A 24,805-nucleotide genomic window follows, 5' to 3' on the forward strand; every position below is an offset into this window, starting at 1 on the left:
TCACGGTCGGCAGCCGCAACGGCAACCGGGTGTGCCTGGCCGGCAGCGGCCTGGCCCCGCTGCATGCCAGCTTCCTCCAGGACCGCCGCGGCCTATGGTTGCGGGTTCCCGCCGACGCCCCGGGCGTGCACCTGAACGCGCGACGGACCGGTCCGGCGCCTGGCGCAGCTGCGCCCCGGCGACCTGGTCTGCCTGGACAAGCTGCGCCTGGTTGTGCGGGCCGACGACGAGCCGGCAATCGAACGCCGCATCCCCAGCGGACCGCCGGCGCCGATGAACGAGGCGCAGCGGGTTTCGGCCGCCCGGGTCGTGTTGCGTGGACTCTCGGGGCAGCATTTCGGCCGCACCTACACCCTCACCGAGCCGCGGCTGCTGGGGCGTGCCGGTTCGGCCGACATCCGCCTGGACGACGTGGCCGTGGCCGAACGCCACGCCATGGTCGAGCTGCACAACGACCGGGTGGTGCTGCGTGCGCTGGGCAACGACAGCAGCCTGCTGAACGGCGTGCCGGTACGTGACGCCGTGCTGTCGCCCGGCGACCAGGTTTCGATTGACCAGCATCGTTTCGTGCTGGAGGCCCCCGGCCTGCCGAACCGCGGCCAGTCCGGCGCACAAAAACCCCAGGTCACCACCCACACCCAGACCTTGAAGGCCGTGCGTGTACCCGTTGCCGCCGATCCGGCACCGGCGCCCCAGCATGAGCCGCGGTCGCCGCGGAATTCCCGCGACCCGGTCGGGCTGCTGTACCTGATCGCCGCCGCCACCGTGCTGGCGGCGGCCCTGACCTATCTGCTCTACGCCCCGCGCATCGGCGGCTGAACCGGAGGGTGGCGCAGGCGCCACCACAGCCGCAGGCCAAGCAGCAGCGCCAGGATTCCGGCGTACATCAGCGGTTCGCGCAGGTCCGATTTCACCAGCCACAGATAATGCAGCACCGCCAGCACGCCGACGGCGTAGACCAGGCGGTGCAACCGGCCCCAGTGCCGCCCCAGCCGCCGCATCCAGCCGCGGGTGGAAGTCAGCGCCAGCGGCAGCAAGAGCAGCCAGGCGGTGAAGCCGACGGTGATATAGGGACGTTTGACGATGTCGTCGAAGATCTGCATCCAGTAGCCCTGGAGATCGAGCACCAGGTAGGTCGCCAGGTGCAGGCAGGCGTAGAAGAAGGCGTACAGGCCGATCAGGCGCCGGAAACGGATCGGCCACGGCTGGCCCAGCACGCGACGCAGCGGCGTCATCGCCAGGCACAACAGCAACAGGCGCAGGGCCCAGTCGCCGGTGGCGTGGGTGATGGCGGCCACCGGGTCGGCGCCCAGGCTGTCCTGGATGACGCCGCGCACCAGGCTGGCCAGGGGCCACAACGCCAGGACATGCGCCGCGGCCTTCAGGCCGAACCAGCGCGGGTCGAAACGACCACCTAGAACCACTTGCGCAGGTCCATGTCGGAATACAGCGACGCCACCTGGTTCGCGTAGCCGTTGAAGGGCAGGGTGTCGATGCGCTTGGCGAACAGCTTGCTGGCGCTGCCGGCGATGCGGCGTTCGCTGCGCTGGCTCCAGCGCGGATGGTCCACGTCCGGGTTCACGTTGGAATAGAAGCCGTATTCGGACGGTTGCGACATGTTCCAGCTGGTTTGCGGCATGTCTTCCGTGAAGTCGATGCGCACGATCGACTTGATGCTCTTGAAGCCGTATTTCCACGGCACCACCAGGCGCAGCGGTGCACCATTCTGGTTCGGCAGCGGCTGGCCGTAGAGGCCGGTTGCGATCAGGCTGAGCGGGTGCATGGCCTCGTCGATGCGAAGGCCTTCGCGATACGGCCAGTCCAGCACCGGCCAGCGGATGCCCGGCATCTGCTCGCGGTCGGCCAGGGTGGTGAAGGCCACGTACTTGGCGCGCGAATTGGGCTTGAAGCGTTTCAGCAGGTCGCCCAGCGGGATGCCCTGCCAGGGGATCACCATGGACCAACCCTCGACGCAGCGCAGGCGATAGATGCGGTCCTGCACCGCGTTGCCGCCAAGGAAATCCTCCAGCGTGAAGGTGCCCGTGATGTCGGCCTCGCCGCCGACCACGACCGACCAGGGCGAAGGGCGCAGGGTATGGGCGTTCTTCGACGGGTCCACCTTGCCGGTGCCGAACTCGTAGAAATTGTTGTAGCTGGTGACGTCCTGGAGCAGGGTCAGCTCGTCCGCGGCGCGGAAGCCGTCGGCGCTGTCCCCGGCGGACGTGGCGGCAACGGCCGCCGCGCCGTCATCGGCGCCGGCGCAGCCGGCGAGGGCCAGCAGCGGGCTGGCCAGGCCCAGGCCCATCAGCTGGCGCCGGGCGCGGTAGACCGGCTCGGGCGTGATCTCGGAAGGCGGGATGTTCGGGTCGTTTCGGTACTTCACGGGTGGGCTCCGCGGGGCCCCGTGGGGGCGGATTCGGTGGCTATACTCGGCCAGAGGGAGCCAGGGGGAAAAAGGATGCGCCTGGTCGAGGCGTTCGAGCCGTCGGAAAGCGTGGTTGCCGTGCTGCGTGCCGGCGATGGCGTGTTCCTTGGCGTGAACGCCGCCTTCGAGCGTAGCACCGGCTACCGTCGCGGCCAGGTGATCGGCCGCCTGCCGATCGAAGTGGGCCTGTGGCCGGACCCCGGCTTCAGGGCGCGCATCTGGAGCGTCCTGCGTGCCGAACACCGCGTGGTGGAAATGCCCATGCGCCTGGCCTGCGCCGATGGCCGCATCCGCCCGGGCCACCTGAGCGTCGAATTCGCCCAGGACGAGGGTGAGACATTGATGTTCTGCCTGCTGCATTTCCTTCCCGACGGCGAGGACATCCGCGAACCCGAACCGGACAATGCGCTCTACCGGTCCTTGTACCTGGCGGCTTCGGAGGGCATCTACCGCCGGCTGCCCGGCGGCGGGTTCCTGGACGTGAACCCGGCCATGGCCCGCATCCTGGGCTACGAATCGCCGCTGCAGATGCTGAATGAATGCTCGCGCGACGCCAGCGCGCTGTACATCGACCCCCTGCAGGCCAGGAAGTTCCACGACCACCTGTGCGCCGGCGGTCGCCTGGAGAGCGAACGCTCGCAGGTGCGCCGCCGCGACGGCCGGGTGATCTGGATCAGCGAGAACGCCCGCGCCATCCACGACGAGCGCGGGGCGCCGCTGTTCTTCGAAGGCTCGCTGGAGGACATCACCGCCCAGGTGGAGGCGGAGCAGGCGCTGCGGCAGTCGCAGGCGCTGTACCAGGTGCTGGTGGAGAACAGCCGCGACGGCGTGTTCCTGATCCAGCACGGTCGCGTGCTGTTCGCCAACGAGGCGATGACGCGCATCCTGGGTTACGGCCACGGCGAGATCACCGGACTCGACTACATGTCCCTGGTGGATCCCGACGACCGCGACGCCCAGGCCGGGCGCCGGGCCGAACGCGAGGCCGGATCGCGCGAACCGCAGGTCTACGAGATCCACCTGCGCCGCAAGGGCGGCGAACGCATCCTGTGCGAGGTGCGCGCCGACGCCGTCCAGTACCAGGGCGACATCGCCTCCACCGGCACCCTGCGCGACGTCACCGAGGAGCGCCAGCGCCAGCACGCCATCGCCGAAGCCGAACGCCGCTACCGCGAGCTGTTCGAACATTCCCCGCCGGCCTGTTCCGCACCAGCCTGGACGGCAGGATCATGGAGGTGAACCGGGTGATGGCCGGGATCCTCGGTTATGACAGCGCCGAACAGCTCAAGGCCTCGGTCGCCGACATGCTGCAGGTCTACGCCGACCCGGAAGAGCGCCGGCACCTGGTCGAACGTGCGTTGCGCGACGGCTCCTTCAGCCATTACGAGACCCGGGTCCGCACCCGCGACGGTGAGCTGAAATGGGTCAGCGCCAGCGCGCTGCTGATCCGCGACGAGGCGGGGCAACCGGCGCATTTCACTGGTTCGGTGCTGGACATCGATCAGCGCCACCGGATGCAGGTGGCGCTGCAGCATTCCGAGAGTCGCTATCGCACATTGGTCGAACACAGCCAGGTGGGCGTGTTCATCATGCGCGGTGACGTTTACACCTACGCCAACCACGCCTTCGCCAATCTGCTCGGTTACACCGAGGCCGAACTGCTCGGCCGCAACTATCGCGAGATCATGGCGCCCGAGGTGGTTCCGCAGTCCGAGGAACGCGACCGCCTTCGGCAGGCGGGTGAGCACGTGCCGCCCGATTTCGGCACCTGCCTGCTGCACCGGGATGGACGCCGGGTGTTCGTGCGCGTGAGCATCGGCCCGGTGCAGTTGGACGGGGTCGAACACCTCACGGGCACCGTGCTCGACATCACCCGCCAGCGAGAGGCCGAGGAACGCCTGCGCTTCCATGCCACCCACGACCCGCTGACCGGCCTGCCCAACCGCATGCTGTTCAACCAGCGGCTGGCGGAGTCCATGCTGCTGTCGTCCCAGGCCGCGGACCGCCGGCGCCGGCGCTACGCGGTGCTGTTCCTGGACCTGGACGGCTTCAAGTGGGTCAACGACAGCCTGGGCCACGGCGCCGGCGACCGCCTGCTGGTGGAGATCGCCCGCCGGCTCGAGGACAGCCTGCTCAGCGACGTGCTTATCGCGCGTTACGGCGGCGACGAGTTCACCCTGTTGCCGGATGGCGACTGCGACCGCGACCGGGCGGTGGAGATCGCACGGCGCGTGCTCAAGCTGTTCGAGCAGCCCTTCGACATCGGTGGACAGCAGGTGTTCTCGGCGGCCAGCCTGGGCATCGTGATCGGGCAGCGCAACTACGAATCGCCCGACCAGGTGCTGCGTGACGCCGACACGGCGATGTACCGCGCCAAGGCCGCCGGCAAGTCCGGCTACGTGATCTTCGACGAAGCCATGCACCAGGAAGCGTTGAGCCGGCTGCAGCTGGAAACCGACTTCCGGCTGGCGTTCGAACGCGCCGAGTTCCGGCTGCACTACCAGCCGATCATCGAGCTCGCCAGCGGCCGCCTGGTCGGCGCCGAGGCGCTGGTGCGCTGGCGCCACCCGTTGCGTGGCCTGCTGCCGCCCGGCGATTTCCTGGCGGTGGCCGAGGAGACCGGCCTGATCGTGGACATGGACGCCTGGGGGCTGCGCGAGGCGTGCCGGCAACTGGCGGCCTGGCGCAAGGCCTACCCCGAGTTCACCGGGCTGAGCATGAACGTCAACGTGGACGAGCGGCAGATGGTGTCGGCCGAGATCGTCGAGGAAGTGTTCACCCTGCTGCAGACGCACCAGCTGCCGCCGGCCAGCCTGCGCCTGGAAGTCACCGAGACCGCGTTCCGGGCCGGGCGGGGCCAGGCGGAACAGCGCCTGCTCTCGCTCAAGGCCCTCGGCGTGGGCCTGGTGGTGGACGACTTCGGTACCGGCTATTCCTCGCTCGAATCCTTCGCCGCCTCGCCCTTCGACGCGCTGAAGATGGACCAGCTGTTCATCCGCGACATCGAGACCAACCCGCGCCACCGCGCCATCGTCCGCACGATCACCGGTTTCGCCGACGAACTGGGCCTGGCGCTGACCGCCGAGGGCATCGAAACCGAAGGCCAGCGCGACCTGCTCAAGTCGGTCGGCTGCCAGTACGGGCAGGGTTACCTGTTCTCCCGCGCGCTGCCGCCGGAGGACTTCGAGCAAATGCTCTTGGCAGGTTCGCGCATCGTCGGCTGAGCAACTTCCGAGGCGCGGTTCCGCCGTGCTAGCCTGCCAACGCGCACTTCCCCGAGGTTTTCCGATGTCGCGAGCCTTCAATTTCAGCGCCGGCCCCGCCGCGCTGCCCGAACCCGTTTTGCGCCAGGTCCAGGCCGAGCTGCTGGAATGGCAGGGTGAGCGCGCCTCCGTGATGGAGGTCAGCCACCGCGGCCAGGCCTTCGTCGATTGCGCCGCCGCCGCCGAGCGCGACCTGCGCGAGCTGATGGCGATTCCCGACGACTACCACGTGCTGTTCCTGCAGGGCGGTGCGACCACGCTGTCGGCGTTGCTGGCGCTGAACCTCGCGGGCCCGGAGCAGACCGCCGATTTCGTGCTCACCGGCCACTGGGGCGAGAAGGCGCTGGACAACAGCAAGCCGTCGCTGAAGGTGAACGTGGCGGCCAGCGGCAAGGACGGCAACTACACGTCGATCCCCGACCGCGCCGGCTGGAAACTGACTCCGGGCGCGGCCTTCGTGCACTACACGCCGAACGAGACCATCCACGGCGTCGAATTCCACGACATCCCGGACGTGGGCGGCGTGCCGCTGGTGGCCGACATCTCCTCGAACTTCCTGTCCAAGCCCATCGACGTCAGCCGCTTCGGCGTGCTTTACGGTGGCGCGCAGAAGAACCTGGGCCCCTCGGGCCTGGCCATCGCCATCGTGCGCAAGGACCTGCTGGGCAAACACGGCCGCGAGCTGCCGCCGATCTTCGAACTGCAGAACCAGGCCAAGAACGATTCGATGTTCAATACGCCGCCCACCTTCGCCTGGTACGTGCTGGGCCTGGTGCTGAAGTGGGTCAAGGCCGAAGGCGGCGCCGCCGCGATCGGCGCCCGCAACGGCCGCAAGGCCGCGCTGCTGTATTCGGCCATCGATGGTTCCGGCGGTTATTACCGCAATGCCGTGGCGCCGGCCGCGCGTTCGTGGATGAACGTGCCGTTCTTCCTGCCCGACGCCGCGCTCGACAAACCCTTCCTGAAGGAAGCCGAGGCCGCCGGCCTGCTGGGCCTGAAGGGTCATCGTGCCGTTGGCGGCATGCGCGCCTCGATCTACAACGCCATGCCGGAGGCCGGTGTGCAGGCCCTGGTCGATTTCATGGCCGATTTCGCCCGGCGGAACGGTTGAGCCATGGCCACCCGCAAGCCCACCGGCGGCAAGCCCGCAAAGAAGACCGCGGCTAAAAAGGTCGCGGCCAGGACCCCGGTCGCGGTGCCGACCGCACCACTCGTGCTGTCGGAGGTGCGCGAGCGCATCGACGGCATCGACCGCCAGATCCAGGGCCTGATCGCCGAACGCGCGCGCTGGGCCCAGCAGGTCGGCAAGGCCAAGGGGCCGCTCAAGGCCGCCGTCGACTACTACCGTCCCGAGCGCGAATCGCAGGTGCTGCGCCAGGTACTGGACCGCAACGACGGCCCGCTGGCGGACGAAGTGCTGCTGCGGCTGTTCCGGGAAATCATGTCGGCCTGCCTGGCCCAGCAGGAGCCGCTGAAGGTCGGATTCCTCGGGCCGGAAGGAACCTTCTCGCAGCAGGCCCTGCACAAGCACTTCGGCCATTCCGCCAAGGGCCTGCCGCTGGCCAGCATCGAGGAGGTGTTCCAGGAGGTCGAGGCCGGCCATGCCGATTTCGGCGTGGTGCCGGTCGAGAACTCGGGGCAGGGCACCATCCAGTCCACGCTCGACATGTTCCTGACCTCGCCGCTGAAGATCTGCGGTGAAGTCGAGCTGGCGGTGCACCAGCACCTGATGTCGCGCACCGGCCGGCTGGAGGACATCGAGCGTGTCTATTCGCATCCGATGTCGCTGGCCCAGTGCAAGGCCTGGCTGCGCCAGAACCTGCCCAAGGCCGAGAAGATCCCGGTCGCCAGCAACGCCGAGGCGGCGCGCCGGTCCCGCACTGCCGACGATGCCGCGGCCATCGCCGGCGAGAACGCCGGCCATGTGTACGGACTGAAGGTGGTCGCCGGCCCGATCGAGGACCGGCCCGACAACACCACCCGATTCCTGGTGCTGGGCCGCGAACTGTTCTCGCCCAGCGGCCACGACCGCACTTCGCTGCTGGTCTACGTGCGCGACCAGCCGGGCGCGCTGTACAACGTGCTGAGCCCGTTCGCGAAACACGGCGTCAGCATGAACCGCATCGAATCCCGGCCGTCCCACACCGGCCGCTGGCAGTACGCCTTCTTCATCGACGTCAGCGGCCACGTGCAGGACACCGCCGTGGCGCGCGCCCTGTCCGAACTGGGCGACTACGCCGCCGACGTGAAGGTGCTGGGTTCGTATCCGGTCGCCTTGCTCTGACATGGACGAACAGGCCTTCGCCGCGCTGGCCCAGCCGGGCATCCGTGGCCTGCGGGCCTACGATCCGGGTCTCGACCTGGTGGCCCTGCGCCGGGCCCATGCGGCCGGCGCCCTGGTCGAGCTGGGTTCGAACGAGAACAGCCACGGCCCGAGTCCCGCGGCCCGCGCCGCGATGCTTGCCGCGGTGGACACGCTCTACCGCTATCCCGATCCGCTGGGCGGCGACCTCAAGCGCGCCCTGGCGGCGCGGCATGGCCTGCCGGTCGAAAGATTCCTGCTCGGCAACGGTTCGCACGAACTGCTGATGATGCTGGCCCAGGTGTTCGCCGGTCCGCGGCTGGAGGTGCTGGCCTCGCGTTACGGCTTCGCCGTGTACGCGCTGGCGGCCCAGGCGGCGGGTGCGACGCTGCGTCTGGCCGAAACGTTCCCGCCGGATCATGCGATGCCACGAGGCCACGACCTGCAGGCGCTGGCGGCGGCCGTGGGCCCGGCGACGCGACTGGTTTACCTGGCGAATCCGAACAACCCGACCGGCACCTGGTTTTCGAGCGCGGAATTCGCCGCCTTCCTGGCGGCACTGCCGCCGACGGTGCTGGTAGTCGTCGACGAGGCGTATCTGGAATACGTGACCGACCCGGCCCTGGTATCGGCCACGGCGTTGCTCGATCGCCATCCGAACCTGGTCGTGACCCGCACCTTCTCGAAAGCCTACGGTCTGGCCGGTCTGCGCGTGGGTTATCTGATGGCGGCTCCGGGACTGGTGGCGGTGATGGAACGCGCCCGGGAGTCCTTCAACGTCAACGGCCCCGGGCTGGCGGCCTGCGAAGCCGCGCTTGGCGACCAGGAGCACCTGGCCAAGGTCTGCCGCGGCAATGCCGACGAACGCCAGGCCCTGGCCGACGCCCTGCGGGCGCGCGAACTGGCGGTGGCGCCGTCGCAGACGAACTTCCTGCTGGTGGATTTCGGGCGGGATGCCGCCCCGATCGAGGCTGGTCTGGTGGCCCGCGGCGTGGTGCCGCGGCCGATGGGCGGGTACGGCCTGCCCAACTGCCTGAGGTTGACCGTGGGCGTACGCGACGAAAACCGCCGTCTGCTGCAGGCACTGGACGAGGTGCTGGCGTGAGCGGCGGCCGCCTGGACTGGCTGGCCGGCGCGGGCACGCCCCTGCGCGGCGAGTTGAGCGTGCCGGGCGACAAGTCCGTGTCGCACCGCGCCGTCATGCTGGCGGCCCTGGCCGAAGGCAACAGCCGCATCACCGGGTTTCTCGAAGGCGAGGACACGCGCGCAACCGCGGCGATCTTCCAGCGCCTGGGCGTGCGCATCGAAGCCGAGGGCGCGCAGCGTTACGTGCATGGCGTGGGGCTGCACGGGCTGCAGCCGCCCAGTGGACCGCTGGACTGCGGCAATGCCGGCACCGGCATGCGCCTGTTGACCGGGTTGTTGGCAGGGCAGGGCTTCGCCAGCGAACTGGTTGGCGATGCCTCGCTTTCCCGGCGACCGATGGGGCGGGTGATCGAACCCCTGCGACGCATGGGGGCGGAGATCGATTCGGAGCCTGGCGGGCTTCCGCCACTTAGAATTCACGCTAACAATGATCTTCAAGGCATTGTTTTTGAAAGTCAAATAGCCAGCGCGCAGATCAAGTCGGCGGTGCTGCTTGCGGGTCTCTATGCGGCGGGCGAAACAGCCGTGCGCGAACCGCATCCGACCCGCGACTACACCGAACGCATGCTCGAAGCCTTCGGCTGGCCGATCACCTTCGGGCCCGGCTGGGCAAGGCTGAGTGGCGGGCACCGCCTGCGCGCCACCGATGTGGACGTGCCGGCGGACTTTTCCTCGGCGGCATTTTTCCTGGTCGCGGCGTCCGTGATTCCCGGTTCCGAGCTGCTGCTGCGCCGGGTCGGCATGAACCCGCGGCGCACCGGCCTGCTGGCCGCGCTGCGTCTGATGGGCGCCGACATCACCGAAGAAAAACCGGGCGAGCAGGGCGGCGAACCGGTGGCCGACCTGCGGGTCCGCCATGCGCGACTGCGGGGCATCCTGGTGCCCACGGACCTGGTGCCGGACATGATCGATGAATTCCCCGCGCTGTTCGTGGCGGCGGCCCTGGCCGAGGGCCGGACCGTGGTTTCGGGGGCGGCCGAACTGCGGGTGAAGGAATCGGACCGGATCGCGGTGATGACCACGGGTCTGCGTGCCTGGGCGCCCGGATCGAAGAAACCCCCGACGGGGCTGTGATCGAGGGGGCGCCTGCGTGGCGGGTCTGCCGACAGCCACGGCGACCACCGGATCGCGATGAGCCTGGCCATCGCGGCCCAGTGCGCCGAAGGCGAGGTACGGATCGGCGACTGCGCCAACGTGGCCACGTCCTTCCCCGGATTCATCGAACTGGCGACCTCGGCCGGATTCGCTCTGCGGCCCGCCTGACGCTTCGTCTAGAATCCCTCTCCATGCCCCGCATCCCCGTCCTGACCATCGATGGCCCCTCCGGCTCCGGCAAGGGCACCATCAGCCGGGCCGTGGCCGAGCGCCTGGGCTGGCACTACCTCGATTCGGGGGCCCTGTACCGTGCGGTCGGCCTGGCCGCTGCCTGGGAGAGCCTGGACCTCAGTGACGCCGAGGCCGTGGCCCAGTGCGCCGCCCGGACCGAGATCCGGTTCGAATCCCAGGGGGGCGGCGATCTCCACGTGATCGTCAACGGCAAGGACGCAACCCACCAGCTGCGCATGGAAACCGCTGGCGCGGCGGCCTCCGCCATTGCCGCCCATCCCCGGTCCGGGCTGCGCTGGTGGACCTGCAGCACCGGTTCCGCCGGTCCCCGGGCCTGGTCGCCGACGGCCGGGACATGGGCACGGTCATCTTCCCGGACGCCCCGTACAAGGTCTTCCTGACCGCCAGTGCCGAGGAAAGGGCGCAAAGGCGCTATAAGCAGTTGAAGGAAAAAGGGGTTTCGGTTAATCTTGCCGGCCTGCTGCACGAAATCGCCGCTCGCGACGAGCGCGATGCCGGACGTGCCGTGGCGCCCCTGAAACCCGCCGAAGACGCGGTGATCGTGGACTCCACCGGTACGCCCATCACCGAGGTGATCGAGCGCGTGCTGGCGGTGCTGCCGGAAAAACTCCGTCCGCCCCGCCAGGCGTAACCGACACCCCGGCGCATCCCGCCCCCGACCCGGGCGCGGCTTCCGAAGCAGGAAACCAGGTCCCGCGCCATGAGGCGCGGAGTCTCCATCCACGCGCGCAAGCGCCAACAGGTGGGTCCGCTGCAGAAGCGGCGGCCCGTATGTCCAACCGAGTATCCAACAATGACTGAATCTTTCGCTGAACTGTTCGAACAGAGCCAGAACGCCCTGAGCAAGCTCAAGCCGGGTGCGATCGTTTCCGGCACCGTGGTCGAGGTGCGCTCCGACGTCGTCGTGATCAACGCCGGCCTGAAGTCGGAAGGCATCATCCCGATCGAGCAGTTCCGTAATGAAGCCGGCGAACTCGAAGTCGCCGTCGGCGACACCGTCAAGGTCGCCCTCGAGTACCTCGAGAACGGCTTCGGCGAGACCGTGCTGTCCCGCGAGAAGGCCAAGCGCGCCATGGTGTGGGACGAACTCGAAGCTTCCATGGAAGCCGGCGAGATCGTCACCGGCCGCATCAGCGGCAAGGTCAAGGGCGGCTTCACCGTCGACATCCGCGACGTCCGCGCGTTCCTGCCGGGTTCGCTGGTGGACGTGCGTCCGGTCCGTGACCCGGGCTACCTGGAAGGCAAGGAACTCGAGTTCAAGATCATCAAGCTCGACCGCAAGCGCAACAACGTCGTGGTCTCCCGCCGTGCGGTGGTCGAGTCCGAGTCGAGCGTCGAGCGCGAGCAGCTGATGGAGCGCCTGCAGGAAGGTGCCGTGATCAAGGGTGTGGTCAAGAACCTCACCGACTACGGCGCGTTCGTGGACCTGGGCGGCATCGACGGCCTGCTGCACATCACCGACATGGCCTGGAAGCGCGTGCGCCACCCGTCCGAAGTCGTGAACGTGGGCGAAGAGCTCGACGTCCGCGTGCTGAAGTTCGACCGCGAGCGCAACCGCGTTTCGCTGGGCCTGAAGCAGCTGGGCGACGATCCGTGGGACAACATCGCCCGCCGTTACCCGACCTCCTCGCGCCTGTTCGGCAAGGTCTCCAACGTCACCGATTACGGCGCGTTCGTCGAGATCGAGCCGGGCGTCGAAGGCCTGGTGCACGTGTCCGAGATGGACTGGACCAACAAGAACGTCAACCCGTCGAAGGTCGTCCAGCTGGGCGACGAGCTCGAGGTGATGGTGCTGGACGTGGACGGCGAGCGTCGCCGCATCTCGCTGGGCATCAAGCAGTGCACCCCGAACCCGTGGGAAGCGTTCTCGGCCCTGTTCAAGAAGGGCGACAAGGTGTCCGGCCAGATCAAGTCGATCACCGACTTCGGCATCTTCATCGGCCTGGACGGCGGCATCGACGGCCTGGTGCACCTGTCCGACATCTCCTGGAACACCACCGGCGAAGACGTCGTCCGCAACTTCAAGAAGGGCGACACCCTGGAAGCCGTCGTGCTGGCCGTGGATCCCGAGCGCGAGCGCATCTCGCTGGGCGTGAAGCAGCTCGAGCAGGACCCGGTGGGCCAGTACATGGCCACCACCCAGAAGGGCACCATCGTCACCGGTACCGTGAAGGAAGTGGACGCCAAGGGCGCCACCATCGAGCTCGACGGCGGCATCGAGGGCTACATCCGCGCCAACGACATCGCCAAGGAGCGGGTCGAGGACGCGACGCAGCACCTCAAGGTCGGCGACAAGGTCGAAGCCAAGTTCACCGGCATGGACCGCAAGGGCCGCGTCATGCAGCTCTCGATCCGCGCCAAGGACGAGGCCGAGCTGCAGGAGAACCTGGCGGAGGTCAACAAGTCCTTCGACGCGTCCTCCGGCACCACCAAGCTGGGCGCCCTGCTGCGTGAGCAGCTGAACAAGGGCGAGTAATCGCAAGTCCGGTTGGCGTGGCCCGGGTTTCCGGGCCACGCCGCCACCCCTTCAAGGAACCCGAGGGACCGCCCGGAATGACCAAGTCCGAACTGATCGAGGTGCTCTCGCGTCGCCAGGCCCATCTGAAGGCCGACGACGTCGATCTGGCCGTCAAGACCCTGCTCGAGATGATGAGTGGCGCGCTGACCCAGGGCGAACGCATCGAGATCCGCGGTTTCGGCAGTTTCTCGCTGCATTTCCGTCCGCCGCGCCTGGGCCGCAATCCCAAGACCGGCGACTCCGTGGCCCTGCCCGGAAAGTACGTCCCGCATTTCAAGCCCGGCAAGGAGTTGCGCGATCGCGTCAACAGCCGCCCGGCTGCTTCGGAAGGCTGAGTTTCCGGCCCGGCATCGGCTAAGCTTGCCGCGACCCGGCCCTGGATCTTCCGCGCATGCGACTGATCAAAGCCCTGCTGGCCCTCCTGTTCGTCGCGTTCGGCGTGTTGTTCGGTGCGCTCAATCGCGAGCCGGTGCGCATCGACCTCGGTTTTTTCTCCATCGTGGATTTCAGCCTGGGTACCAGCCTGCTGTTGGCGGTATTGCTGGGCGCGCTGCTGGCCGGCCTGGTATTGACGGCCGGCGTGATCTGGCCATTGCGCCACCGCCTGCGCCGCAACAGCCCGGCCCCTGCCGAGCCGCAAGGCGCACAACCCCATGAGTGAGCTGGCCTGGCTGCTCCTGCTGTTGCCCGTCGCAGCGGCCAGTGGCTGGCTGGCAGGGCGTCGTGGCGGCGAGCGCAAGGGCGGGGGGCGCGGGTGTCGCTTCTGTCCAACACCTATTTCCGTGGTCTGAACTACCTGCTGAACGAGCAGCAGGACAAGGCCATCGAGGTCTTCCTGCAGATTGCGGCCGTGGACAAGGACACGGTGGAAACCCAGTTCGCGCTGGGCCACCTGTTCCGCCGGCGCGGCGAGGTGGACCGCGCCATCCGCCTGCACCAGAGCCTGGTGGCCCGCAACGGCCTGAGCGACGAACAGAAGACCCGTGCCGTGCTTGCCCTTGGCGAGGACTACATGCGTGCCGGCCTGCTGGACCGTGCCGAGACCCTGTTCACCGACCTGGTGCGCATGGGCGTGCTGGCGCCGCAGGCGCTGAAGCACCTGATCTCGATCTACCAGGCCGAGCGCGACTGGGGCAAGGCGATCGAGCACGCGCGGCAATACGAGGCGGCCAGTGGCGAACCGATGGGCAAGCTGGTCGCGCAGTACCACTGCGAACTGGCCGAAAAAGCCCGGCTGGCCGGCGACATGGAGCAGGCGCGCCACCACGTGGCCGAGGCCTATGCCGCCGACAGTCATTCGGTGCGCGCCGGCCTGGCCGAGGGCCAGATCGAACTGGCGGACGGCAACGACGCCGCCGCCATCCGCGCGTTCGAGCGGGTCGCGCGCCACGACATCGAATTCCTGCCCGAGATCCTGGATCCGTTGCTGCGCTGCTACGAACGCCGGGGCGAGCAGGCGCGCGCGCGCGGTTTCCTGATGGAGATGATCGAACACTACCCCGGCGTCTCGCCGGTGCTGGCGCTGACACGCATCATCGAGCAGGAACAGGGGCAGGCCGCGGCGCTGGCCTTCCTGTCCCGGCAACTGCAGCAGCGGCCATCAGTGCGCGGCGAGGCCGCCTTCATCGACCTGAGCCTGAAGGACACCGCCGTCGATCCCGGGGCGACGCTCAAGACCCTGAAGCAGATCACTGACCAGTTGGTGGTGCGCACGCCGGGGTATCGCTGCCAGCGCTGCGGTTTCGGCGCGCGCGCGCATCACTGGCAATGCCCGGGCTGCAAGTCCTGGGGCAGCATCAAGCCGGTGCACGGCGCGGTGAGCGAGTGATTCCAGCCGTGTCGCTGTCGCCCTGGATCCTGTTCCTGACCGGCAGCCTGGTGTCCTGGGGCGGTGGCCGCGTCCTGGCGCCGCTATGCCCTGCGGCGGCAGCTGGTGGACCAGCCGGGTCCGCGCCGCCTGCACCAGCAGCCCACGCCGCGTGGCGGCGGGCTGGGCATCGCCTTGGTCCTCCTAGCCTGTTCGCCGTGGCTGGGGGCGGGTGGGGCGGCTTTCGCCCTGGGCCTGCTGCTGGTGGCCGGCGCCGGTCTGGCGGATGACCTGCGCAACCTCTCCGCCCTGCCCAAGCTCGTGCTGCAGGTGCTGGGCGCCTTGCCGGTGGCCTGGGCCTGGCCGCTCGCGCCGGAACTGCTGGGGTCCGCGGGAGGCGTGGCAGCCGGTGTGCTGGTCGTGCTCGTGTTCGTCAATTTCTGGAACTTCATGGATGGCAGCAATGGACTGGCGGCAAGTCAGGCCCTGCTGGTCGGCGTCGGATTGGCCTTGCTCTGCGGTCCGGGGTCGCCTCCAGGCCTGCTTGGACTGGCCCTGGCGGCGGGCTGCCTCGGCTTCCTGCCGCACAATGTGCCCCGCGCGCGCCTGTTCCTAGGTGATGTCGGCAGCCTCACCCTCGGCCTGGCGGTGGCGGCGGCGCTGCTGATGGCGCTCGGGCAGGGCAGCGCGAACGCCTGGCAGTTGCTGTTGCTGCCTTCGGCGTTCCTCCATGGATGCCGGCTTGACCCTGCTCTGGCGGCTGTGGCGCCGGCAGAAGTTCTGGCTGGCCCATCGCGAGCATCTCTACCAGCGGGCCGTGGCCCATGGCTGGACGCATCTGCGCATCTGCGGCGTTTATCTGCTGTGGACGCTGCTGGCGGTAGCGCTGGTGCTGTCGTTCGCCGATGGCCCGGACTCCCGCCAGCGGTGCACGACACTGGCGATGCTGGCGTGCGGCACTTTGATCTACCTGTTGGCGGGACGTTTCTGGCCGCGCCGCGAGAACCTGATGGAGTCTGTTGGATGAAACACAAACCCGGCGCGTCGTTGGTGCTGCCGCGCCTGCTGATTGTTCTGCACGACCTTGTGATGATCGCCTTCATCTGGGTCGGCCTGCGCTGGCTGGCCAGCGTGGCGGGTGCGCCGGCCGCGCCATCGCTGGGCTACGAACTGCTGATCGTCCTGGTCACGCAGGGTGTGGTGCTGCGCATGGTGGGCCTGTACCAGGGGGCTGTGGCGCTTCGCCAGCCTGCCCGATCTCGCCAACCTGGTGCGCGCGGCGCTGCTGGGCGTACTGCTGATCGTCGCCACCCTGTTCCTGCTCGGCATGATCGACCAGGTGCCACGGCGCGTGCTGTTCCCGTACCCGGTGGCCCTCGTGGTGGCGCTGGGCACTCCCAGGCTGTTGTACCGGCTGTGGAAGGACTACCGGCAGTCGGAACATCCCGCCAATGCGGTGCGTGTCCTGGTGCTGGGCGCCGGCCGCACCGCCGAGACCCTGCTGCGCGACCTGCGCAGCGATGGCCGCTACCAGCCGGTCGGACTGCTGGACGACCAGCCGGCGCTGAAGGGCGCGAAAGTGCAGGGCGTACCCGTGCTCGGCACGCTCGACGAACTGCCGTACATCGCCCAGGAAACCGCGCCCAAGTTGCTGGTGATCGCCATGCCCTCGGCCAATGCCGCCGAAATGCAGCGGGTGGTGTCCCTTTGCGACGAGACCGGCGTGCCCTTCCGCACCGTGCCGCGGTTGTCGGACATGTTGTCCGGCAAGCCGCAGCGCCTGCAGTTGAGCGAGGTCAGGATCGAGGATCTGTTGGGGCGCAAGCCGGTCGAATTCGACGAGGCCTGGAGTTCGGTGGCTGGCAAGCGCGTGATGGTGACCGGCGCAGGCGGTTCGATCGGTTCCGAGCTGGCGCGACAATGCGCGGCCGCAGGTGCCCAGTCCGTGCTCCTGCTCGAACGCGCGGAACTGCCCCTGGACGACATCTGCTGCGAACTGATGCGCGACTATCCCGGCGTCAGCGTGCAGCCCATGCTCGCCGACTGCGGCGACGCCACAGCCTGCCGCATCGCTCTGGCCCAGGGCATGGATTACGTATTCCATGCCGCTGCCTGCAAGCAGGTGCCCATGCTGGAGGGGCAGGTGCGCGAAGCCCTGCGCAACAACGTACTGGCCACCGCGACCGTGGCCCGCGCCTGCCTCGAGGCCAGGGTCGGTAATTTCGTGCTGATCTCGACCGACAAGGCGATCTGCCCGGTCAACGTGCTCGGCGCCAGCAAACGATTCGCCGAGCTTGCCTGCCAAGTCGTATTCGCGGGCGGACCCGTGCAGTTGTCGATCGTGCGTTTCGGCAACGTGCTCGACTCGGCCGGCAGCGTGGTGCCGTTGTTCCGGAAGCAGATCGCGGAGGGCGGGCCGGTGACCGTGACCCACCCCGAAGTCACGCGTTACTTCATGACCATCCCCGAAGCCTGCCAGCTGATCCTGCATTCGGTGAGCCTGGGCAGCGAATCCTGCGCGGTGTATGCGCTGGACATGGGGCGCCCGGTGGCGATCCGGGAGCTGGCCGAGCAGATGATCAGGCTGAGCGGCAAACGTCCGGGCATCGACGTCGAGGTGAGCTACATCGGCCTGCGCCCAGGCGAGAAGCTGCACGAGATCCTGTTCCATCCGCAGGAACGCTACCAGCGCACACGCCACCCGCGCATTCTCCAGGCCGAACCCCGCGTCGTGCGGGCCGACGCGTTGCGGCCGTTGCTGGCCGAAATGGAATCGCTGCTGCAGCAGTCAGACGCCGAACTGGCGATGTTCGCGCTGCTGCGTCGGGCCGTGCCCGAGTACAATCCGGAGTCCGCCCCGATGTTGTCGCCTGCGACGCATCGGGATCCTACGCACTGACCGGACGGGAGAGACATGTCATTCCAGATCCGCAAGGCCGTATTCCCCGTTGCCGGCTTGGGCACCCGCTTCCTGCCGGCCACCAAGACCGTGCCCAAGGAAATGCTTCCGGTGGTGGACAAGCCACTGATCCAGTACGCCGTGGACGAAGCGATCGAGGCGGGCTGCGATACGCTGGTCTTCGTCACCAACCGCTACAAACATTCGGTGGCCGATTATTTCGACAAGGCCTACGAGCTCGAACAGAAGCTTGAAAAGGCCGGGAAGTCCGAACTTCTGGCGATGATCCGCGATGTGCTGCCGCGGCACGTGCGGGCCGTTTTGTCACCCAGGCCGAAGCCCTGGGCCTGGGACACGCGGTGCTGTGCGCGCGTCCGGTGATCGGCGACGAACCCTTCGCGGTGCTGCTGCCCGACGACCTGATCTGGAACAAGGGGCCCGGCGCACTCAAGCAGATGGCCCAGCTGGCCGCGCAGGAATCCGCCAGCGTCATCGCCGTCCAGGACGTGCCGCCGGAACAGACCGGAAGTTATGGCATCGTCGCCACCCGTGATTTTTCCGGTCGCCATGGCGACATCACGGCCATCGTCGAAAAACCGCGGCCCGAGGTCGCACCGAGCACGCTCGCCGTGGTTGGCCGTTATGTGCTCAGCGGGCGCATCTTCGACCACCTTGCCCGCACGAAGCCAGGTGCTGGCGGCGAGATCCAGCTCACCGACGGCATCGCTTCGCTGATGACCGAGGAACGGGTGCTGGCCTACCGGTTCCAGGGCCGCCGTTTCGACTGCGGCAGCCGCATCGGGCTGGTGGAGGCGACCATCGAGTTCGCCCTGGACCACGAAGATCTCGCGGAGCCCGCGCGGGCCTACATGCGCGCCGCCCTGGAGCGCTGATCAGGCCAGCCAGCGCCAGGCGACGGCCAGGACCACGGCCAGCGCGACCGCAAGGCTGATCAGGCCCGCCGCCTGCAGGCGCCGGGCGATGCGCAGGGCGTCGCTGCCATGGCGCAGTGGTGCGTTCTGGAAGTTCCAGCCCGGCCGGCGGCCATTGGTTCTGCCGGCGCGTCTGGCTGGCCCAGTCCAACAGGAATCGCCCGAGCAGGACGGCGCAGGCTGCCGTGGCGAGCTGGAGCAGGAGGACACCGCCCCGACGGCCTGGACTGCAGAGTCCGGGTCGTGCTCCGCCTGCGCCTGAGTCCGGCGCAGCCAGAACTCGAAAGCCAGCAACAGTACGAGACCGAGTGCGGCGGCCACACCCAGCGCCCGACCCAGCTTGCGCCGTTGTGCGAGGTTCTTTCGTTCCTGCCGCGAGTCCATGCTTTCCAGCCGTCGGGGTGAGCTGACATCCTAGACGCTGATCGCTTCCGGTACCGGCCATGGATGCTTCCAGTTACTACCGCGCGTCGGCGCGCCCGCAGGCGGGGTTCGCGCCGCTGGACGGCCGCCGCGACGCTTCGGTGTGCGTGGTCGGCGCGGGGTTTGCCGGGCTCAACACCGCCCTGGGGCTGGCCGAGCGGGGCCAGCGCGACGTGGTGCTGCTGGATGCCGACACGGTCGGACATGGCGCGTCCGGGCGCAATGGCGGCTTTGTGTTCGGCGGGTTTTCGCGGGGCGAGGAAGCCTTGCTGGCCGAGCTCGGGCCGGTGCGTGCGCGTGCGCTCTACCAGGGCACGCAGGACGCGGTGCAGTTGATCCGTACCCGGATCGCACGCCACGGCATCGACTGCCAGGCCACCGACGCCGGCGTGCTGTGGGCCAACTGGTTCCGGGATCCGGCGCCGCTGCGCGCCCGCCAGCGCCTGCTGGCCGAATATTTCGGCGTGCAGTGGGACTGGGTGCCCGCCGCCGAACTGGCGGAGCAGGTGCGTACCCGCCGTTACGGCGATGGCCTGTACGAACGCAACGCGCTGCATTTCAACCCGCTCGATTACGCACGTGGCCTGGCCACGCTGGCCCATGGCCACGGTGTTGGCATCCACGAACATTCGCCGGCGATCGCACTGCAGCGCGACGGCCATGGCTGGCGCGTGCGCACGCCCGGCGGCGATGTCGCCGCCCGGCAGGTGGTGCTGGCCTGTGGCGGCTACCTGGCCGGCCTGCGCCGCGAAGTGGATGCGGGCGTGCTGCCGATCGCGACCTACGTGATGGTCACCGAACCGCTCGGCGCTCGGCTGGACGAAGCCATCCGGACCCGGGCCGCCATCTACGACAGCCGGTTCGCCTTCGACTATTACCGGCCGCTGCCGGATACGCGCATCCTCTGGGGCGGGCGCATTTCCGTGCTCGACCGCTCGCCCGAGGCCGTGAAGCGGCTGCTGTACCGCGACCTGCTGAAGGTTTTCCCGCAGTTGGAGGGGGTGCGGGTCGACTACGCCTGGTCCGGCCTGATGAGCTACGCCCGCCACCAGATGCCGCAGATCGGCCGTGTGGACGAGGGGTTGTGGCTGGCCCAGGCCTTCGGCGGCCACGGCGTGGCGCCGACCACGATGGCCGGCGAAGTGCTGGCGGCGGCGATCGCCGAAGACGACCCGCGCTGGCGCGAGTTCGCCGACTACGGGCTGGTATCGGCCATGAAGCCGGCCGGCTACCTTGGCGCGCAGCTGAGCTACTGGTGGTACCAGGCGAGGGACGCCTGGAAGGACTGGCGCGGGCGCTGAAACCCGGCGAAAGAAACGGCGCCCAAGGGCGCCGTTTCGGTATCACACGAGGGCAGGGGATCAGAGCGATTCGAAGATGCCCGCCGCACCCATGCCGGTGCCGATGCACATGGTCACCATGCCGTACTTCTGCTTGCGGCGCTGCAGGCCGTGCACGATGGTCGCGGTGCGGATCGCACCGGTGGCGCCGAGCGGATGGCCCAGGGCGATGGCGCCGCCCAGCGGGTTCACCTTGGTCGGGTCCAGGCCGCAGGTGCGGATGACGGCGAGCGCCTGGGCGGCAAAGGCTTCGTTGAGCTCGATCCAGTCGATCTGGTCCTGGGTGAGGCCGGACTGCTTGAGCACCTTCGGAATCGCGGCGATCGGGCCGATGCCCATCACTTCCGGACGCACGCCCGCAACCGAGAAGCCGACGAAACGCGCCAGCGGGGTCAGGCCGTATTCCTTGATCGCCTTTTCCGAGGCCAGCATCACCGCGGCTGCACCGTCGGACATCTGCGACGAGGTGCCGGCGGTGACGCTGCCACCGTTGCGGAACACCGGGCGCAGCCTGGCCAGGCCTTCGAGGCTGGTATCGGCACGCGGACCTTCGTCGTTCTCGACCAGCAGCTCGCGCAGCTTGACCGTGTTGCCGCCGAGCACCGGCTGGCGCGAGATCACCTGGTAGGGAGAAATCTCGGCCTTGAACTCGCCGGCGGCCTGCGCGGCCAGCGCCTTCTGGTGCGAAGCGACGGCGAAGGCGTCCTGGTCCTCGCGGCTGATGTTCCATTCCTCGGCGACCTTTTCCGCCGTGATGCCCATGCCGTAGGCAATCGCGACGTTTTCGTCCTTCGCGAACACCTGCGGACTCAGGGCGACCTTGTTGCCCATCATCGGCACCATGGACATGGACTCGGTGCCGCCGGCCAGCATCAGGTCGGCGTTGCCCAGGCGGATCTGGTCGGCCGCCATGGCCACGGCCTGCAGGCCGGACGAGCAGAAGCGGTTGATGGTCTGGGCGGCGATCACGTTCGGCAGGCCGGCCAGCAGCAGGCCGATGCGCGCCACGTTCATGCCCTGCTCGCCCTCGGGCATGGCGCAGCCGATGATGGCGTCGTCGATGCGGGTCGGGTCGATGCCCGGGACCTGGGCGACGACTTCGCGCAGCACGTGCGCGAGCATTTCGTCGGGACGGGTGTTGCGGAAGACGCCGCGCGGGGCCTTGCCCACCGGGGTGCGGGTGGCGGCGACGATGTAGGCGTCCTGGATTTGCTTGGTCATGTGATTTTCCTTGGGCGCCGGGTCAGTTGCGGAGCGGCTTGCCGTTCTTGAGCATGTAGGCGATGCGTTCCTGGGTCTTGGGCATCTGGGCCAGGGCAACGAAGTGTTTGCGCTCGAGCTTGAGCAGCCATTCCTCGTCGACGATCGCGCCGCGGTCCACTTCGCCGCCGCACATCACGGTGGCGATGCGCTTGCTGACTTCGTAGTCGTGTTCGGAGATGAAGCGGCCCTCGAACATGTTCTCCAGCATCATGCGGAAGGTGGCGATGCCGACGTCGCCGGCCACCTGCACCTGGCGGGCGGGCAGGGGCGGGCGGTAACCCGACTCGGCCAGCGCCAGGGCCTGGGCCTTGGCCACGTGCAGCAGCTCGTACTGGTTGAACACCACCACGTCGTTGTCGCGGGCCAGCTTCAACTCCTTGGCTTCCAGCGCCGAGGCCGAGACCTTGCCCATCGCGATCGTCTCGAAATAAGGCTTCAGCGCGGCGAACACATCGCCACCCGGACCCGCCGCGGCGGAAGCGCGCACGGCGATCTCCTTCAGGCCGCCACCCGCCGGCAGCAGGCCGACGCCGGCCTCGACCAGGCCGATGTAACTTTCCAGGCCGAACACGGTGCGGGCCGAATGCATCTGGAACTCGCAGCCGCCGCCAAGGGCGAGGCCGCGCACGGCCGCGACCACCGGCACCAGCGAATACTTGATGCGCTGGCTGGTGGCCTGGAAGGTCGCCACCATCGCCTCGAACTCGTCCAGCTTGCCGGCCTGCAGCGAGGCGATGGCGCCGGCGAGGTCGGCACCGGCCGAGAACGGCTCTTTCGGCTGCCAGATCACCAGGCCGCGGAAGTCCTTTTCGGCGACATCGATGGCCTGCTGTACGCCGGCCAGCACGCCGTCGCCGACGGTGTTCATCTTGGTCTTGAAGCTGAGCACGGCGATGCCGTCGCCGTCGTGCCACATCCGCACCGCGTCTGTTTCGAACACGGTCTCGCCCGGCGCGGCGCGTTCACCCAGCACCGGATCCGGGAAACGCTGGCGGTTGTAAACGGCCAGGTTCGAGCGCGGCAGCTTGTCGTTGCGCACCGGGCTGAAGCTGCCCTCGGCGGCGTGCACACCCTCGCGACCGTCGAACACCCAGTCCGGCAGCGGCGCGCTGGACATGGCCTTGCCGGCCACGATGTCCTCGGCGATCCACTCGGCCACCTGCTTCCAACCGGCGGCCTGCCAGCTCTCGAACGGGCCCAAGCTCCAGCCGTAGCCCCAGCGGATGGCCAGGTCCACGTCACGCGCGGTCTCGGCGATCGAGGCCAGGTGGAAGGCGCTGTAGTGGAAGAGGTCGCGGAACACCGACCACAGGAACTGCGCCTGCGGATGCGTGCTGGCGCGCAGCTGGGCGAACTTCTCGGCCGGGTTCCTGTTCTTGAGGATCGCCACGACCTCGGCATCGGCGGCGCCGGTGGCCGGACGGTAGTCCTGGGCCTTGAGGTCCAGCACCACGATGTCCTTGCCCTTCTTCATGAAGATGCCGGCGCCGGTCTTCTGGCCCAGCGCGCCCTTGTCGATCAGCGCGCGCAGCCAGGTCGGGGCGACGAAATACTTGTGCCAGGGATCGTCCGGCAGGGTGTCGGCCATGGTCTTGATGACGTGGGCCATGGTGTCGAGGCCGACCACGTCCGAAGTGCGGTAGGTCGCCGATTTCGGACGACCCAGCAGCGGGCCGGTGAGCGCGTCGACTTCGTCGAAACCGAGGCCGAACTGGGCGGTGTGGTGCAGGGTGGAGAGGATGGAGAACACGCCGATGCGGTTGCCGATGAAGTTCGGCGTGTCCTTGGCGTAGACCACTCCCTTGCCCAGCGTGGTTACCAGGAAAGTCTCAAGTCCTTCAAGTACTTGCGGTTCAGTCTTCGCGCAGGGAATCAACTCGGCCAGATGCATGTAGCGCGGCGGGTTGAAAAAGTGCACGCCGCAGAACCTGTGGTGAAGTGATTCTGGAAGAACTTCCGCCAAGCCATTGATTGACAAGCCTGAAGTATTGGAGGCGAGGATCGCGTGCGGAGCCACGTAGGCTTCGATGCGGTCGTACAGCGCCTTCTTCCAGTCCATGCGCTCGGCAATGGCCTCGATGATCAGGTCGCAGTCCTTGAGCAGGTCCAGATGCTGGTCGTAGTTGGCCGGCGTGATCGCGGCCGCCTTGGACTTGCTGGCGAACGGGGCGGGCGAGAGCTTGCCCAGGTTGGCGATGGCCTTGTCGACGATGCCGTTGGGCGGGCCTTCCTTGGCGGCAAGGTCGAACAGGACGGTGTCGACGTCGGCGTTGACGAGATGGGCGGCGATCTGCGCGCCCATCACGCCGGCGCCGAGCACGGCCACCTTGCGGATGCGGAGTTGCGACATGGATGTAGCTCCGTGGGAGGAGGGAAAGGGTCAGCCGCCGGCGCGCAGGCCGGCGGCGGCGAAACGGATCAGGGCCTGGGCGGCCTTTTCGCAGTGGGCCTTCTCGGACACGCCCGCCTGGCGCTTGATCAGGCCGAAATCGGCCATCGCGTAGGTCAGCGCGCCGGCAGTGAAGTCCAGGCGCCAGACCAGGTCTTCCTTGGCCAGGCCGGGCAGTGCGGCACCGATGGCCTTGGCGAATTCGCGCAGCACGTGGCCGTAGTTGTCGGACAGGAACTTGCGCAGGCGGTCGTTCTTCTCGGCGAAGGCGCGGGCCAGCACGCGCACGAAGGCCGAGCCGCCGTGGCGGTCGATGGTCAGGGCCAGGGGCGGCTCGATGAAGGCGGCCAGGATCGCCTCCAGGTCGCCCGGGCGCTCCTCCTGGGCCTTGCGCAGCTGGGTCAGGCGGCGCTCGCTCATCTCGTCCATGCGGCGGCGGAAGACCTCGTTGACCAGGTTCTCCTTGCTGCCGAAGTGGTAGTTCACGGCGGCGATGTTGACGTCGGCCCGGCTGGTCACCTGGCGCAGCGAGGTGCCGGCGAAGCCGTGCTGGGCGAAGAGTTCCTCGGCCGCGCCGAGGATGCGTTCCTTGGTGTTGAAATGGGTCGTCGTCATGGCCTGCCAGCGTTCGATTCAAACGGGTGTTGGCGAGTGTACCCGCATCCGGTCGGCCGTCAAATGGACAATTCAAACGACTGACGGAACGGACAGTGCGCCTGGACGGGTCAGGGCGGGGTGGGCGATGCTGCTG

Annotated in this window: 18 protein-coding genes and 5 pseudogenes; 17 read left to right on the forward strand and 6 right to left on the reverse strand. The window is 68.3% G+C overall.

Going from position 1 to position 24,805, the window contains the following annotated elements:
- The first annotated feature begins 213 nt into the window (after nt 1-213).
- Entirely contained in the window at nt 214-819 is a 606-nt protein-coding gene (locus FRZ33_RS10430) for an FHA domain-containing protein (RefSeq protein ID WP_146909504.1), read from the forward strand.
- Here the strand turns inward: FRZ33_RS10430 and FRZ33_RS10435 are convergent.
- Together FRZ33_RS10435 and msrP are read right to left on the reverse strand one after the other, a co-directional pair.
- A complete protein-coding gene (locus tag FRZ33_RS10435; protein WP_174755026.1) occupies nt 795-1,385 on the reverse strand; it encodes a protein-methionine-sulfoxide reductase heme-binding subunit MsrQ in 591 nt (196 codons plus the stop codon). The two genes, FRZ33_RS10430 and FRZ33_RS10435, sit on opposite strands and share 25 nt — an antisense overlap.
- Nucleotides 1,386-1,414: 29 nt before the next feature.
- The gene (gene msrP / locus FRZ33_RS10440; RefSeq protein ID WP_146909508.1) at nt 1,415-2,383 is read right to left on the reverse strand and encodes a protein-methionine-sulfoxide reductase catalytic subunit MsrP; all 969 of its coding nucleotides are present in this window, start codon (nt 2,381-2,383) and stop codon (nt 1,415-1,417) included.
- A 75-nt stretch (nt 2,384-2,458) separates the two neighbouring features.
- Here msrP and FRZ33_RS10445 point away from each other — a divergent pair, with 75 nt between their 5' ends.
- The 15 genes and pseudogenes from FRZ33_RS10445 to galU all read left to right on the forward strand — a co-directional run bounded on the left by FRZ33_RS10445 (nt 2,459) and on the right by galU (nt 18,600).
- Entirely contained in the window at nt 2,459-3,664 is a 1,206-nt protein-coding gene (locus tag FRZ33_RS10445) for a PAS domain-containing protein (RefSeq protein ID WP_146909510.1), read from the forward strand.
- Nucleotides 3,655-5,649, forward strand: a complete 1,995-nt coding sequence (locus FRZ33_RS16310; protein ID WP_265468607.1) for a putative bifunctional diguanylate cyclase/phosphodiesterase — start codon at nt 3,655-3,657, stop codon at nt 5,647-5,649. The genes FRZ33_RS10445 and FRZ33_RS16310 overlap by 10 nt, the downstream gene beginning before the upstream one ends.
- A gap of 64 nt (nt 5,650-5,713) precedes the next feature.
- On the forward strand, nt 5,714-6,799 hold the full coding sequence (gene serC / locus FRZ33_RS10455) for a 3-phosphoserine/phosphohydroxythreonine transaminase (protein WP_146909513.1): 1,086 nt from the start codon (nt 5,714-5,716) through the stop codon (nt 6,797-6,799).
- Nucleotides 6,800-6,802: 3 nt separating this feature from the next.
- Nucleotides 6,803-7,972 (forward strand): prephenate dehydratase, encoded by a 1,170-nt coding sequence (pheA, locus tag FRZ33_RS10460; protein WP_146909515.1) that lies wholly within the window; start codon nt 6,803-6,805, stop codon nt 7,970-7,972.
- Between the two features lies 1 nt (nt 7,973).
- Nucleotides 7,974-9,095, forward strand: coding sequence for a histidinol-phosphate transaminase (gene hisC / locus FRZ33_RS10465; RefSeq protein ID WP_146909517.1), 1,122 nt, complete (start codon nt 7,974-7,976; stop codon nt 9,093-9,095).
- Nucleotides 9,092-10,399, forward strand: a pseudogene (aroA, locus tag FRZ33_RS10470) (3-phosphoshikimate 1-carboxyvinyltransferase). The gene hisC and the pseudogene aroA overlap by 4 nt, the downstream one beginning before the upstream one ends.
- 23 nt (nt 10,400-10,422) lie before the next feature.
- Nucleotides 10,423-11,114: pseudogene (cmk, locus tag FRZ33_RS10475) on the forward strand ((d)CMP kinase).
- Nucleotides 11,115-11,276: 162 nt separating this feature from the next.
- Nucleotides 11,277-12,959 carry a 30S ribosomal protein S1 gene (gene rpsA, locus FRZ33_RS10480; RefSeq protein ID WP_146909518.1) on the forward strand — a complete coding sequence of 561 codons (1,683 nt, stop codon included), beginning with the start codon at nt 11,277-11,279 and terminating at the stop codon, nt 12,957-12,959.
- Between the two features lie 77 nt (nt 12,960-13,036).
- The gene (locus FRZ33_RS10485) at nt 13,037-13,336 is read left to right on the forward strand and encodes an integration host factor subunit beta (protein WP_146909521.1); all 300 of its coding nucleotides are present in this window, start codon (nt 13,037-13,039) and stop codon (nt 13,334-13,336) included.
- A gap of 56 nt (nt 13,337-13,392) precedes the next feature.
- Complete coding sequence (locus FRZ33_RS10490; protein ID WP_146909523.1) at nt 13,393-13,662, forward strand: lipopolysaccharide assembly protein LapA domain-containing protein; 270 nt, start codon at nt 13,393-13,395, stop codon at nt 13,660-13,662.
- Nucleotides 13,655-14,829 (forward strand): annotated as a pseudogene (gene lapB, locus FRZ33_RS10495) (lipopolysaccharide assembly protein LapB). The gene FRZ33_RS10490 and the pseudogene lapB overlap by 8 nt, the downstream one beginning before the upstream one ends.
- Nucleotides 14,830-14,934: 105 nt before the next feature.
- A pseudogene (locus FRZ33_RS17750) lies at nt 14,935-15,465 on the forward strand (MraY family glycosyltransferase); the annotation flags it as partial.
- Nucleotides 15,466-15,550: 85 nt separating this feature from the next.
- Nucleotides 15,551-15,835 (forward strand): hypothetical protein, encoded by a 285-nt coding sequence (locus FRZ33_RS15485; RefSeq protein WP_174754920.1) that lies wholly within the window; start codon nt 15,551-15,553, stop codon nt 15,833-15,835.
- 168 nt (nt 15,836-16,003) lie between these two features.
- Complete coding sequence (locus FRZ33_RS10505; protein ID WP_227977778.1) at nt 16,004-17,707, forward strand: nucleoside-diphosphate sugar epimerase/dehydratase; 1,704 nt, start codon at nt 16,004-16,006, stop codon at nt 17,705-17,707.
- Nucleotides 17,708-17,722: 15 nt separating this feature from the next.
- A pseudogene (gene galU, locus FRZ33_RS10510) lies at nt 17,723-18,600 on the forward strand (UTP--glucose-1-phosphate uridylyltransferase GalU).
- On the opposite strand, the gene FRZ33_RS10515 reads toward galU, so the two are convergent.
- Nucleotides 18,601-19,023 carry a hypothetical protein gene (locus FRZ33_RS10515; RefSeq protein ID WP_146909525.1) on the reverse strand — a complete coding sequence of 141 codons (423 nt, stop codon included), beginning with the start codon at nt 19,021-19,023 and terminating at the stop codon, nt 18,601-18,603. It lies immediately after the preceding pseudogene.
- A 59-nt stretch (nt 19,024-19,082) separates the two neighbouring features.
- On the opposite strand from FRZ33_RS10515, the gene FRZ33_RS10520 reads away from it, so the two are divergent.
- The gene (locus FRZ33_RS10520; protein ID WP_146909527.1) at nt 19,083-20,363 is read left to right on the forward strand and encodes an NAD(P)/FAD-dependent oxidoreductase; all 1,281 of its coding nucleotides are present in this window, start codon (nt 19,083-19,085) and stop codon (nt 20,361-20,363) included.
- 60 nt (nt 20,364-20,423) lie between these two features.
- Here the strand turns inward: FRZ33_RS10520 and FRZ33_RS10525 are convergent, their stop codons facing one another.
- From FRZ33_RS10525 to FRZ33_RS10535, 3 genes are read right to left on the reverse strand one after another with little or no spacing between them, the layout of a single operon-like run.
- Nucleotides 20,424-21,623 carry an acetyl-CoA C-acyltransferase gene (locus FRZ33_RS10525; protein ID WP_146909529.1) on the reverse strand — a complete coding sequence of 400 codons (1,200 nt, stop codon included), beginning with the start codon at nt 21,621-21,623 and terminating at the stop codon, nt 20,424-20,426.
- 22 nt (nt 21,624-21,645) lie between these two features.
- Complete coding sequence (locus FRZ33_RS10530) at nt 21,646-24,015, reverse strand: 3-hydroxyacyl-CoA dehydrogenase/enoyl-CoA hydratase family protein (protein WP_146909531.1); 2,370 nt, start codon at nt 24,013-24,015, stop codon at nt 21,646-21,648.
- Between the two features lie 30 nt (nt 24,016-24,045).
- Nucleotides 24,046-24,669: a TetR/AcrR family transcriptional regulator gene (locus tag FRZ33_RS10535; RefSeq protein WP_146909533.1), complete on the reverse strand. Its 624-nt coding sequence runs from the start codon at nt 24,667-24,669 to the stop codon at nt 24,046-24,048.
- Nucleotides 24,670-24,805 lie beyond the last annotated feature (136 nt).

It is taken from the genome of Arenimonas daejeonensis (genome assembly GCF_007993735.1).
GTDB classification, from domain to species: Bacteria; Pseudomonadota; Gammaproteobacteria; order Xanthomonadales; family Xanthomonadaceae; genus Arenimonas; species Arenimonas daejeonensis.

Excerpts from the sequence above, each read along its gene's own strand:
- FRZ33_RS10445 (WP_146909510.1), top strand. The coding sequence starts at position 2,459 with ATGCGCCTGGTCGAGGCGTTCGAGCCGTCGGAAAGCGTGGTTGCCGTG.
- FRZ33_RS16310 (WP_265468607.1), top strand. The coding sequence starts at position 3,655 with ATGGAGGTGAACCGGGTGATGGCCGGGATCCTCGGTTATGACAGCGCC.
- serC (WP_146909513.1), top strand. The coding sequence starts at position 5,714 with ATGTCGCGAGCCTTCAATTTCAGCGCCGGCCCCGCCGCGCTGCCCGAA.
- pheA (WP_146909515.1), top strand. The coding sequence starts at position 6,803 with ATGGCCACCCGCAAGCCCACCGGCGGCAAGCCCGCAAAGAAGACCGCG.
- hisC (WP_146909517.1), top strand. The coding sequence starts at position 7,974 with ATGGACGAACAGGCCTTCGCCGCGCTGGCCCAGCCGGGCATCCGTGGC.
- rpsA (WP_146909518.1), top strand. The coding sequence starts at position 11,277 with ATGACTGAATCTTTCGCTGAACTGTTCGAACAGAGCCAGAACGCCCTG.
- FRZ33_RS10485 (WP_146909521.1), top strand. The coding sequence starts at position 13,037 with ATGACCAAGTCCGAACTGATCGAGGTGCTCTCGCGTCGCCAGGCCCAT.
- FRZ33_RS10490 (WP_146909523.1), top strand. The coding sequence starts at position 13,393 with ATGCGACTGATCAAAGCCCTGCTGGCCCTCCTGTTCGTCGCGTTCGGC.
- FRZ33_RS10515 (WP_146909525.1), bottom strand. The coding sequence starts at position 19,023 with ATGGACTCGCGGCAGGAACGAAAGAACCTCGCACAACGGCGCAAGCTG.
- FRZ33_RS10520 (WP_146909527.1), top strand. The coding sequence starts at position 19,083 with ATGGATGCTTCCAGTTACTACCGCGCGTCGGCGCGCCCGCAGGCGGGG.
- FRZ33_RS10525 (WP_146909529.1), bottom strand. The coding sequence starts at position 21,623 with ATGACCAAGCAAATCCAGGACGCCTACATCGTCGCCGCCACCCGCACC.
- FRZ33_RS10530 (WP_146909531.1), bottom strand. The coding sequence starts at position 24,015 with ATGTCGCAACTCCGCATCCGCAAGGTGGCCGTGCTCGGCGCCGGCGTG.
- FRZ33_RS10535 (WP_146909533.1), bottom strand. The coding sequence starts at position 24,669 with ATGACGACGACCCATTTCAACACCAAGGAACGCATCCTCGGCGCGGCC.